Annotated in this window: 10 protein-coding genes and 1 pseudogene; 2 read left to right on the top strand and 9 right to left on the bottom strand. The window is 43.8% G+C overall.

Going from position 1 to position 12,122, the window contains the following annotated elements:
- Positions 1 to 185: 185 nt before the first annotated feature.
- From QO189_RS07005 to yghU, 4 genes are all read right to left on the bottom strand, one after another.
- On the bottom strand, positions 186 to 1,430 hold the full coding sequence (locus tag QO189_RS07005; protein ID WP_371532127.1) for a DUF819 domain-containing protein: 1,245 nt from the start codon (positions 1,428 to 1,430) through the stop codon (positions 186 to 188).
- 263 nt (positions 1,431 to 1,693) lie between these two features.
- Entirely contained in the window at positions 1,694 to 3,361 is a 1,668-nt protein-coding gene (locus tag QO189_RS07000; protein WP_371532126.1) for a DEAD/DEAH box helicase, read from the bottom strand.
- A 565-nt stretch (positions 3,362 to 3,926) separates the two neighbouring features.
- Positions 3,927 to 5,012 carry a DUF1176 domain-containing protein gene (locus QO189_RS06995; protein ID WP_371532125.1) on the bottom strand — a complete coding sequence of 362 codons (1,086 nt, stop codon included), beginning with the start codon at positions 5,010 to 5,012 and terminating at the stop codon, positions 3,927 to 3,929.
- A 240-nt stretch (positions 5,013 to 5,252) separates the two neighbouring features.
- Positions 5,253 to 6,092 (bottom strand): glutathione-dependent disulfide-bond oxidoreductase, encoded by an 840-nt coding sequence (yghU, locus tag QO189_RS06990; protein WP_371532124.1) that lies wholly within the window; start codon positions 6,090 to 6,092, stop codon positions 5,253 to 5,255.
- A 360-nt stretch (positions 6,093 to 6,452) separates the two neighbouring features.
- Between yghU and QO189_RS06985 the strand changes: the two genes are divergently transcribed.
- Complete coding sequence (locus QO189_RS06985) at positions 6,453 to 7,829, top strand: DHA2 family efflux MFS transporter permease subunit (protein WP_371532123.1); 1,377 nt, start codon at positions 6,453 to 6,455, stop codon at positions 7,827 to 7,829.
- 157 nt (positions 7,830 to 7,986) lie between these two features.
- Here the strand turns inward: QO189_RS06985 and bfr (QO189_RS06980) are convergent, their stop codons facing one another.
- From bfr (QO189_RS06980) to QO189_RS06970, 3 genes are all read right to left on the bottom strand, one after another.
- On the bottom strand, positions 7,987 to 8,469 hold the full coding sequence (gene bfr, locus QO189_RS06980) for a bacterioferritin (protein WP_371532122.1): 483 nt from the start codon (positions 8,467 to 8,469) through the stop codon (positions 7,987 to 7,989).
- A gap of 62 nt (positions 8,470 to 8,531) precedes the next feature.
- Positions 8,532 to 9,020, bottom strand: a complete 489-nt coding sequence (gene bfr / locus QO189_RS06975) for a bacterioferritin (RefSeq protein ID WP_075107601.1) — start codon at positions 9,018 to 9,020, stop codon at positions 8,532 to 8,534.
- A gap of 377 nt (positions 9,021 to 9,397) precedes the next feature.
- Complete coding sequence (locus QO189_RS06970; protein ID WP_075107600.1) at positions 9,398 to 9,589, bottom strand: bacterioferritin-associated ferredoxin; 192 nt, start codon at positions 9,587 to 9,589, stop codon at positions 9,398 to 9,400.
- Positions 9,590 to 9,896: 307 nt separating this feature from the next.
- On the opposite strand from QO189_RS06970, the gene QO189_RS06965 reads away from it, so the two are divergent.
- Positions 9,897 to 10,226: an ArsR/SmtB family transcription factor gene (locus QO189_RS06965; protein WP_371532121.1), complete on the top strand. Its 330-nt coding sequence runs from the start codon at positions 9,897 to 9,899 to the stop codon at positions 10,224 to 10,226.
- Between the two features lie 139 nt (positions 10,227 to 10,365).
- Here the strand turns inward: QO189_RS06965 and QO189_RS06960 are convergent.
- Positions 10,366 to 11,085 (bottom strand): annotated as a pseudogene (locus QO189_RS06960) (sulfate/molybdate ABC transporter ATP-binding protein); the annotation flags it as partial.
- Between the two features lie 97 nt (positions 11,086 to 11,182).
- On the bottom strand, positions 11,183 to 12,121 hold the full coding sequence (gene cysW, locus QO189_RS06955; protein ID WP_238038280.1) for a sulfate ABC transporter permease subunit CysW: 939 nt from the start codon (positions 12,119 to 12,121) through the stop codon (positions 11,183 to 11,185).
- Position 12,122 lies beyond the last annotated feature (1 nt).

Here is a 12,122-nt window from a genome sequence, read left to right as displayed (position 1 = left end):
TTATTCATCTGAGTAGCAAGAAGGTTAACACGTACTCATGCAGGGTTATGGCAAGGCTTACGTATCAATAGCATAGATAGACAAAACGACAACTTAAGTCATTGGTCACCTTATAATAAAAAAACCCACAGTCATTGCGGGTTTTTTGAGGAAAAAATGCTATCAGAATATGGATAACCTAAATACTAACCCACTACCAAGCGCATCAATTGGGTACTGATATACCCGCCAAACGTACCCACCGCATAGCCCATAATACCCAAAAATACCCCAACAGGCGCAAGCGATGGATGAAAAGCCGTCGCGACGATCGGTGCCGACGATGCGCCGCCTGTATTGGCATTCGAGCCCACCGCCAAAAAGAAAAACGGCGCACGGATAAGTCTGGCAACAGCAAAGATAATCACCACGTGTGTACTCATCCATAAAAACCCGATAAGCAATAGCCGCCACTGCGAGACAATACCCGCCAAATTAATCTGCATACCAATCGCGGCAATCAGCACGAAGATAAATACGGTACCCATTTTGGACGCGCCCACATGGTCAAGGCGACGAATCTTAGTAAAAGAAAAAATGACACCTAGCAGCGTAATAATGACCACCATCCAAAAGAATGAACTGGCAAAACTATATTGCACCGCCCATTTATATGGGGCAAAAAAGTCAGCAATTTGTCCACCAACAAAGTGCGCCACTCCAACCATGGCAAAGCACAAACCAAACATTACCATCAAATCATTGATGGTGGCTGGGCGGGCATGATCGCGCTCATAGCTCTCAACGGCTTTGATAACTTTATCAATGCTACTGGTATCCGCTCGCAAGAATCGATCGATCTTTGCGCTGTGTTTTGCCATTACTAATATTGCCAATAACCATAATGAGGCATTAGTGGCATCCACCAAGATCATCATGCCAAATAGATCATCACTGACCCCAAACAGCTCCTTCATCGCTGCTTGGTTCGCCGCACCGCCGATCCAGCTGCCCGCAACGGCAGAAAAACCGCGCCACAACGTATCGTCGACAAACATCTCAGGTGACACCCATTTGGCAATTCCTAAGCTAATAGGCCCACTGATAATAATGGCGATACTGGCAGCAAAGAACATCGCAATAGCTTTCCAGCCCAAGCCAAGGATTTTGGGAACATCCATGGATAAGGTCATCAATAGCAAACTTGCTGGCAGCAAATACGTGGCGGTAAAACCATAAATCTGCGCGCCAACGCCGTCAGCAAACACCCCTAAGCTGTTTAGGGTGGCGGGTATAAAACAGCACAGTACAATACCGGGCAATACCGCATAAAATCGTCGCCAAAACTTACCCGGTAAGCCTTGGGTATAAAAGACCAAGCCGATGATGGCCATGATAATGCCAAACGCTAATGGCAGGCTATCGATTGCTAAAGATGAACTGGTAGGCATCAAGTCGCTCCAAGGCTGACAGCTGGCAAAAGTGAATCAGTATAGACAAGCTAAAAAACTCGCGCAAGCAGACATTATGCTTGGTTTGATGACCAATGGGTTTATCACTTCAATAAACAGTAGTCATTCATTTGAGATATCTATTTTCAGGTTCATGATGGCTAGATCAAACATAAAAAAGCCAGATAACAAGTATCTGGCTTTTTGCTGCTATCTTTAGACGATTAATGAATTAGTAGCTTTAATCGTTCGTTATAGCGATATTATGAGTTTTTACCACGGTTGCCGCCGTTTGGACGACCTTGACCACGGCTGTCAGAACGACTTGCTGGGCGACCTTGGCTGCCACTTGGACGACCGCGACCAGTTGCAGCACGCTCACCACGTGGAACGCCATTGCTATCACCGCGGCTTGGGCCACCAGTGCGCTTGCCTTGATACGGCTTGCCACCTGAACGCTCATTTGGTTTGCCTGACGTGTCACGTGGCTTACCTTGATAACCGCTGTCGTTGCTTGCGCGTTGACCAGTTGGTGCGCTATCGCTTGAACGACCACGACCTTGACCTCCGCTAGATTTACCAGCATAGCCACCGCTTGAACGACCACGACCTTGACCGCCGCCGTTAGAACGACCGCGACCACGGCCACGACCATTACCTTTGTTTTCGCTCGGTACGTAGGTTTTCTTAGGCTCCATACCTTCGATAACACATACTTCCATTTTGCGATCTAAATAACGGTTGATAGCATTCAGCTGTGGACGATCATCCATGCTGCATAGACTGATAGCAACACCAGTACGACCAGCACGGCCACAACGACCGATACGATGGACGTAATCTTCAGTCTGACGCGGCAAGTCATAGTTAATGACGTGCGAGATAGCTGGGATATCTAGACCACGAGCAGCAACATCAGTCGCTACTAGGATTTTTACCTTACCATTACGCAAGTCTTGAACGATACGGTTACGCTTGCTCTGTGGCAAATCACCATGTAGGAAGCTTGCTTTATGGCCTGCTTCTTGTAGCTGTTTAGCCAGTTTTTCAGTGCTACGTTTGGTAGCAGCAAAGATAATGATCTGTTCCATATCTTGCTGGCAAACGATTTTGTCAAGTAAACGGTTTTTATGATCAAAATCATCACAGTAGTACACTTTTTCTTCGATGTGTGCAGATTCTACTTTGATTGATACGCGCTCAGGGTTCTTAGTGAAGCTGGCAGCGATTTTACCGACTGGGCCATCCCAAGTTGCTGAACACATGATCGTTTGACGATCGATTGGTGCTGCACGAAGGATATCACTGATATCATCAGCAAAACCCATGTCTAGCATACGGTCAGCTTCGTCAAGTACCAATACTTCTAGGTTTGATAGATCAACACGGCCCGCATTGATATGGTCAAGTAGACGACCAGGAGTTGCAACGATTACTTGAACGCCTTTTTTCAAAGCAGTGATCTGACCGTTATATGGTGCGCCGCCAACGAGTGGGACACAAAATAGACCGCGCATGTCTTTAGAATACGTACGGACGCTGTCATGCACTTGCTGAGCAAGTTCACGCGTTGGCGTTAGGATAAGTGCTTTGGTTAGTTTGTCAAAGCTAGTCGCACGGCTCAAACGATCAAGTACTGGGATCACGAAAGCCGCTGTTTTACCACTACCCGTTTGCGCTGACAATAAAAGGTCACGGCCGGCTAGAGCAAAAGGAATGGCTTGTTCTTGAATAGGGGTTGGATTGGTATAGCCACTGCGATCAAGCGCAGTAAGAATTGGCTTAGCAATGCCAAGATCAGTAAAGGTGACTTTGTTTTCTTCAGCAGCGTCAGTAGTAGCCGCTTGAGTATTGGTGTCAGTATTTGCAGTAGTGTCGTTGCTTTCGATGATGCCGTTTTCAGCAGCGATTGCAGATAAGATGTCAGTCATAGTAATCCTTGGTAAGTATAAGCTGCTGTAAATTCAGCAAACTTGATGCATACCACTGATAACCGTTCATCACGCTGCTTTTATTAAAGGTTACCGAGCAACATAAAAGTGTCGATAATCAGAAACCAAGCCAATAGAGCTTAGCGTCTTTATAATAAATGCGTTCGTGCTGTCTGACGTATTTTGGTGGTAGTGCCGAGTGTCTTATCCATGCTTGATATACGCGCATCATCAATGCTTTGTCCAAAGCAGATAATCGCAAACAGCAACCAATCTAGACCATATATAGGTCAGTAGATAAGATATGAGTCAAAAATAACTGATATGTTTAAGGTGTTATTTAAGTACACAAAATCATCGGCAACAATTACTTATGGTCATCCTAGACCCAAAATCGCAGGCGATGTTATCAATCTCATAATTCACGAAAGCCTAAGCTAACGTGGCGACGCAGTATAGCACAATAAAAAATTATGTGTAGCCATTTATTCAATTACTGAGTAAATAGCCCGACTAAGTCCTCTATTGAGCATACTAAACGTCTCATTCAATAAAAAATCGGTGATTATTTGACTACTTTAACATCCGTCACATAAGTCGGCAGCTGCCACGCCCCGCCCGCTTCGATAAGACGGCACAGTCCAGTGGTGCTTTCATGACTTTTCTCAAATGCGCGGCCCGTCCACACCCAATCGACTTTACTCATACAATCGCCAATACCGCGGCCTTTTTGTACTGAGCTAAGCTTACCTTTATCGTAATTGGTGGCACTAGTTGTGACCAATGTCGGCTTGTAAGGCTTACTATCATTGATCACCCACGCGCCACTACCTGCATTGTAAGCAGCTGTCCAACAATCATGCTGTGCGAGCAGCTGTGAATCATTTAGGCGACTGACACGCCAAGGTGACTTGTCTGATAGGTTTGGGCAGTCAGCATCGGCATCTTTCATCGTTCCTTTCATCAATGAGGCCAATTGAGAGGATCTCATGACAAACTTTTTATCATTACTAGTATCAGACTTGCCACTAGGCTCTACAAAACGCAGTACTGGTACAGCTTTGGGTGGCAATACACTGCTGTTAGATTTTATGGCCTCGTTGCTATTTATAAAGGCGCTTGGTGTGCCTACTCGCCCTTGGACATCATCAGCTTTTAGCATCACTGCACTAGCGCCTTTATCTGAAAGCTGCCAGCGTGAGTTGCGCAGTGCTAGCGTAATCTTACTTGATCTTTGAAGCGCGCTTAGGAGTGCTGTAACCTGTGCTTGGGTTAGCTCAGCACTGCCTGCGGCTGTAGAATACGGCTTGGTTTCGCCATAATTTCGATCGTTGATAAATAGTGATATTCGGTGACGGTTACCCAACTGCATTAAGGCTTTAGAAGAGCTGTCTTTAGCGCCACCAAGCTTTACTTTACCATCCACGGCAGCATCTGCACCTGCACGGCGAGTCAGTAAGATAGATACTGGGAACTCACTGTTATTGTCTGCTTGATATCCTGCCAGCCGACACGTACGGGTATTATCACAGACCACCTGCCAATCTTGGCTGGTGAACTCAGTTTCGGTGTGCGCCATACTTGCTGTACTGAACAAAGCCATGCTAACTGCTGCAAGCATAGGTAAGCGCATTTTATTATTGTTTTCCATAATCCATTACTCATCAATCAAATAAGTATAAACACCTGTCTGTCACGGTGATAAGCGGTTATCTTAACGCACCAATGTTTCTATCTGTTGTACTAATGTACCATTATGTAAATACAAAAGGAAGTGGTCATCGATTATATATTCATTATTTCAAATATAATAAAAATAGGCCGATAAGTGAGTAACTTACCGGCCTAACTGTAATAATTGAAAATAATGAAATGATGCTCACGCTAGTAATTAATCGATTGGTTTTAGTTCTAGGTCTATAGCACGCTTGACGGCAGGTCTCTCAGCAATTTTTTTCGCCCAGCGTTGTATGTGCTTATAGTCTTGTACTTGTAAAAATTCTGCCGCATCATATAGCTTACCGAGTACCAACTGTCCATACCATGCCCAAATGATCATATCGGCAATATTATAATCAGTCTCCTCATTACCGCATAGGTACTCACTGTCTTTTAGATGGGTATCTAGTACATCAAGCTGACGTTTGGTCTCCATCGTATAACGATTAATTGGATACTCTAACGGCTCTGGTGCATAGGCATAAAAATGTCCGAAGCCGCCACCTAAGAAAGGCGCACTACCCATTTGCCACATAATCCACGACAGACAATCCGCTCGCGCTTTTCCTGGCGACAAAGGTAGGAATCTGTCAAACTTTTCTGCCAGATACATCAAGATAGCGCCCGACTCAAAAAGAGCAATCGGCTCGCCAGCGGTATCAGCAGAATGATCGACCAACGCTGGGATTTTTGAGTTGGGATTGATCGCTACAAACCCTGAGCCAAACTGCTCACCTTGCGAGATATCAATTTTATAAGCATCGTACTCAGCACCGCTAATACCAAGCTCTGCTAGCTCTTCTAATAAGATATTTACCTTGACGCCATTGGGTGTGTTCAGTGAGTATAGCTGTAGTGGAGCATCGCCTACTGGTAGCTCTTTATCATAACGAGCGCCAGAAGTTGGGCGGTTGATGCTTGCGAATTTACCGCCGTTGTCTTTGTCTTGTGTCCAAACTTTAGGCGGTACATATTTATCGTTTTGTGTGTCACTGGTTGATGCATTACTCATAAAATATCCTTAGTTATTATTGCCATTATTTTTGGTTATATTAGCTTTTACTTATCTTAGTACTGTTTTTGTTGATAGCCATGCTAATTTCTCTATTAATTACCATGCTATTTGTTAGCTAGGCTTTACTATAACGATAACCTCTGCTGATATTAAAGTCTTCTCTTGTAATCAATGTTACGATTTTGCTGTGATGAATGACATACCACTCAATGACCCAAGCCGGCCATAATGCTTCGTTACCTTGAGGCACTTTAATTACCCTCTAAGCTTTCTTATACTACTCAACTTATATCGCGCAATCTGTCCGTAAAGACGCGAACCTCTCGATTTTATAATAAGATATCCAATGGGATTGACATGCTGACGCTCACCCCAACCCAAAATAAATACCTACCCTATGTCCTAGCGGTAGCGTTATTTATGCAGATTTTAGATGCCACTATTTTGAACACCGCGTTGCCACAAATGGCATTAGCGTTAGATGAATCACCGTTAAAAATGCAATGGGCTGTCATTAGTTATGCACTGACCTTAGCTATTTTTATCCCAATTAGTGGGTTTTTGGCAGATAAGTATGGTACACGTCGTGTTTTCCTATCAGCCATTGTGATATTTTGCGTGGGCTCACTACTGTGCGCTATGGCCTCTACGTTAAATTTTTTGGTCGTATCACGAGTGATACAAGGCATTGGCGGTGCCATGATGACTCCGGTTGGACGCTTGATCTTGGTCAAGTCCTACCCACGTAACCAGTTGCTGACGGTGATGAATTTTGCGGTAATTCCTGCTTTGGTCGCGCCACTGGTTGGGCCTTTGCTTGGCGGTTATTTAGTGCAATATGCCAGCTGGCATTGGATATTTTTGATCAATATTCCGATGGGGGTGGTGGGTTTTTTGATTGGCAAAAAACTAATACCAGCACTATTTGGCGACAAACAATCGCTAGACTGGATGGGTTTTGGGCTGTTTGCATTGGGTGCATGCGCGTTGACATTAGCGGTTGAGATGGGTTCAAAAGTCGGTCACGGTTACAATGCGCTATTGCTAGCTGCCGCATCGATTGGTTTTTTACTGGCGTATGTATGGCATGCCAAACGCCACATTGCGCCGCTATTTTCTTTGACACTCTTTAATGTGCCTACCTTTCGAATCGGTATTATTGGTAATCTTTCGACAAGAATTGGTATCAGTGCCGTGCCTTTTTTATTACCATTACTATTACAAGTCGTATTTGAATACACACCCTCGCAGGCAGGCTGGTTATTAGCACCCATTGCAGTTGGTGCACTTGGGATAAAACCTTTTGTCAGCAAGCTTATCCAGCGTTACAGCTACCGCGTGGTATTGGTATACAACACCCTTATTTTGGGTTTACTGATCATTGTATTAGGACTGTTCTCAGATGCGGCGCAGTGGCCGTGGATGATCCCGGTGCTGATTGTGATTGGTGTTTGTAACTCAATCCAGTTCAGTGCCATGAATACCATCACTATCGGCGATCTACAAGGGGCACAGACTAGTAGTGGCAACAGCTTGATGGCCGTCAATCAGCAGATGGCAATCGGATTGGGTATTGCCTTTGGTGCCGCACTGCTTAACTTGTTACGTGAGCGGTTTCAAATTGATACCCTACTTGCTTTTCAGGTCACTTATTGGATACTGGGCGGCTTTACTATTCTCTCAGGATTGGGCTTTTTACGGTTAAAACCAGAAGATGGGCGTGGTTTGTATTAACTACCTCGGTAAATACTTAAAAGTTGATTGCCTCGTATAAGTCTTTAGTGGTTTCTAAACGTAAAAAAGCCAGCGTGTGTTTTGGTGAAAAACCAATCACACGCTGGCAAGTTTGCTTCATTGCTAACTGAGACGAATACTAATTAAGACAAATGATTTATGGCGCGTCATCATCACTGATTTGTGATTGTATATAGCGCTCTACCCCCATACTTTCGAGCAAATCTTCTTGAGTCTCTAGCCAATCTTGATATTCTTCATTGCCATCTTTTAGCGTAACTAGTAGGTGGCGAGACACATAGTCAGACTTTGTCTCGCATAGGGTGATTGCATCCGTAATGATGTTGAATTTTTGTTTCTCTAAACGCAAGTTGCACTCAATTACTTCGGGCACATCTTCACCGACCAGTACCTTACCTAATTCCTGTAAGTTAGGTAAACCACCTAACAGCAAGATACGCGCAATCAAATCATCTGACCATTTCATCTCAGCGATAGACTGCTTATAAAGTGAGTCGTTAAGCGCTTCTAAGCCCCAATGACGGGCAATACGTGCGTGCAAGAAATACTGGTTAATCGCAATTAATGATTGGCCAAGCACCTTGTTTAATGCACGGATGACCTCTTTATCCCCTTTCATGATCTCTCTCCCTTTCCTATTTATACTAAACGCTCTATTTTTTATTCGTATCTGTGATGATATCAAACAAGATTAGGAGTGACTTCAGCCATTTGGGTTTGTAAATAATTAGGCAGACCAATCATGTCAATTAGGCGTAACTGTTGCTCAAGCCAATGCGCATGGTCTTCTTCAGTATCCTTTAGCTGCTCAACGAGCATCTCACGTGTGACATAGTCGTGCTCTGCTTCACAAAGCGCAATGCCTTCTTTTAGATGTTTCTGTACTTTATATTCTAAATCAAGGTCAATTTGCAACATCTCAGGGACAGTGCTGCCGATATTGATCGTATCAACCGTCATTTTTGGCGTACCACTTAGCATCAAGATACGACGGATAATTGCTTGTGCGTGTAGTGTTTCGTCTTCCATTTCATGATGGATACGATCGTACAATTTGCCATAATGCCATTCAGCATACATCTCTGAGTGGATAAAATACTGGTCACGTGCAGCCAGCTCGCCGCCTAACAAGAAATTCAAATAATCAATGACTTTTTGACTGCCTATCATAATGTACACTCCTCTATTTATTTTTTACAGACCGTTATATATCCACATTTTTACATATAAAGACAGCGGAATCGGTAAACTGATCAGTAAAGGGTCAAATCAATAAAACGTCTTACAATCTTAGACAGATATAGTAGCATACAGTCGCCATGTGGCATGTAATGTTGTGAACTAAGAATAAGATGCTAATTGAGAATTGTAATTAGCTACAGTTGTCAGTCACGATACTTGACACAAATTGATAGCAGCGATGTTGGCGTATCAATGAGGTTATATGGACGCCTGCAACCTACTCCTTATGTATAATGAAAGAATAGATGCAAGATATTGAATATATTTGGTTAGATTAGAGATAAGATCGACTAAGCTGAAAGTAGTTATACTGCATACGCTAAGACATCGAGTGCTGCATGATGCTCGTCCAAGTAGTCATTAACCATAGGCTCACAGCATCCACAGCAAGTTGCAACGTCGAGGGTGTCTTTTAGACCATCGAGGGTATCTACACCAGAAGCAATGGCTGCTTTGATTTGCTTTTCTTTGACGTTATTACAGATACATACGTACATGGATTGGCTCCTCTGATTACCACTATTTGATAGCGACTACTTGCTCAGCATCACGCTGATTACATGCAGTATAATAACGATAATTGTTATCATTTTCAATAACATTCGGAACATTTTTTGGTCGTGATGGTACTGTTATATTTCGCACCATTCATTTATGTAAGTGGATATAAGCGTCCATGTAACCGAATATTGTAGAAGGTAGTAAATTAACGATGAACTGTAATTTTGCTTATTTTTTAATCGATTTTCGAGATAACTGCTGTTATATTGAACCCTTATAAACGAAGTCCATTGGAATTTTCCTATGTCTGATAATAATTTTACGATACGACCTATTGATTTGTTTAAAGTCTTATCTGATCCAACACGCCTAAAAATATTTCAAATTCTTTTTAAAAAAGAAGCACGCTGTGTGGGTGATTTGGTAGACATGCTTGTTCAACCGCAACCAACAATATCGCGTCATTTGAACCATTTAAAAAAACTGGGTATCTTAAGCTGTGTACGTGACGGTACATGGATGTGGTATGAAGTCGCTGATGACTTACCAGAATGGTGTCAAGACATCTTGAATATCACTTATGATCAACTCTCTCCAAGTGATTCAGATAAAGATGAATCGAGACTTGCTTAAATATTATAACTAGACAAGTGTAGTTCATTGCACTCTGTACGATTCAATGAGCCAAAGAAAAATCCTACCTAAGTAGGATTTTTTTTGGCTCATCAGCTATGAATGACAATGAGATAAAAGCTAAGTCACTAAGCCGCTAAGCCAAATCTAAGAAGTCGCTGATAAAGGCATTGGCTGGCTGATGTATCAGCTCCTCTGACGTCCCCACCTGCTCTACTCGACCTTGGTTCATGACGACGATCTCGTCCGATACGGCGCGGGCTTCTTCTTGATCATGGGTCACCATGATACTTGTGATACCAAGCTCGTGGTGGATATTCTTTAGCCAAGTGCGCAGCTCTTTACGTACTTTGGCATCTAACGCACCAAAGGGCTCATCCAGCAATAACAGCTTTGGCTTTACCGCAAGTGCCCGTGCTAGCGCAATACGCTGACGCTGACCACCTGATAGTTGGTGCGGATACGCGTTGGCAACTTGTGGGAGCTGTACCAGATCTAACAGCTCTGCCACGCGCTTATTGATATCTGCTTTGCTGGGACGTTCATTTTTTGGCAGTAGTGTCAATCCAAACGCCACATTGTCTGCGATGTTTTTATGACGGAACAACGCATAGTGCTGAAACATAAAGCCAATATGACGCTTCTGTACTGGCGTATTGGTGACATCCAGCTCATCAAACAGTACCTGTCCAGAGTCGGCATATTCCAGACCCGCAATGATACGTAGCAATGTGGTCTTACCACAACCTGATGGACCTAGCAACGTCGTCAGCTTGCCGGTTGGAACGGTAATATTGATATTGTCTAAAGCCGTAAAGTCACCAAATTTTTTATTAACGTTGCGAATCTCAATGCTCATAATGGTATCTCTTATAATATCTTTTGTCGTATTGAGACTGATGTCTTAACGACCGTGTCAATATGATTGAACAACCCTGAATACTTACCCAAACAACTTATAGCTTACTAGCACTCTCAGCCGTTGACGTCGTCGCATTGGCACTCACTGGTAGCTCAGGGGCAGCCGCTAAACGTTCAGACTTAGCAAATTTGCGCTCTTGCATTTTGGTCATGACTTGCTGAATCAGTAGCGTCACTAAGGCAAGTGCGGCAAGTAAGCTCGATAAGGCAAATGCAGCGGTAAAGTTATAATCATTATAGGCAATCTCAACCAATAGCGGCATGGTATTGGTCTCGCCGCGAATGTGACCAGATACGACACTGACCGCACCGAACTCGCCCATCGCACGTGCATTGGTCAAAATCAAACCATATAGCAGTGCCCATTTAATATTAGGCAGTGTCACATGCCAAAAGGTTTGCCAGCCAGTCGCGCCCAAGGTTAATGCGGCTTGTTCCTCAGAGTCGCCTTGTGTCTGCATCAATGGAATGAGCTCACGTGCAACAAATGGAAAGGTCACAAATAGCGTCGCCAGAATAATACCAGGTACTGCATATATTACCTGAAAACCCATGCTCTCAAGCCAGCCACCGATCGTAGAGTTGAGTCCGAATAGCAGCACAAACATCAAACCGGCAACGACAGGTGATACAGAAAATGGCAAATCAAGTAACGTCGTCACCAGCTGCTTACCTTTGAACTGATAGCGTGTGACCAACCACGCAATCGCAATACCCATGACCATGTTGATCGGCAAGACAATCGCCGCTGTGATCAATGTCAGTTTGATGGCTTGTAATGCCTCAGGGTCAACCAATGACGCAAGATATAACTGCCAGCCGTTTTTGAAAGCCTCATAAAACACAGCCAATAAAGGCACCACCAGCATTAAGACCATAAACAGCACAGCGATCACAATAAAGGTGCGGCGTATCCATGGCGTGTCTTTGGTCGCAGCGTTGCTTTGGTAGTCGTAGCTATTAGATATTTGCATA

Origin of the sequence: Psychrobacter sp. Arc29 (assembly GCF_041431175.1) — a bacterium.
GTDB lineage: Bacteria > Pseudomonadota > Gammaproteobacteria > Pseudomonadales > Moraxellaceae > Psychrobacter.
Note: the sequence above shows the minus strand (reverse complement) of the source record. Positions and strands in the feature narration are given on the sequence as shown.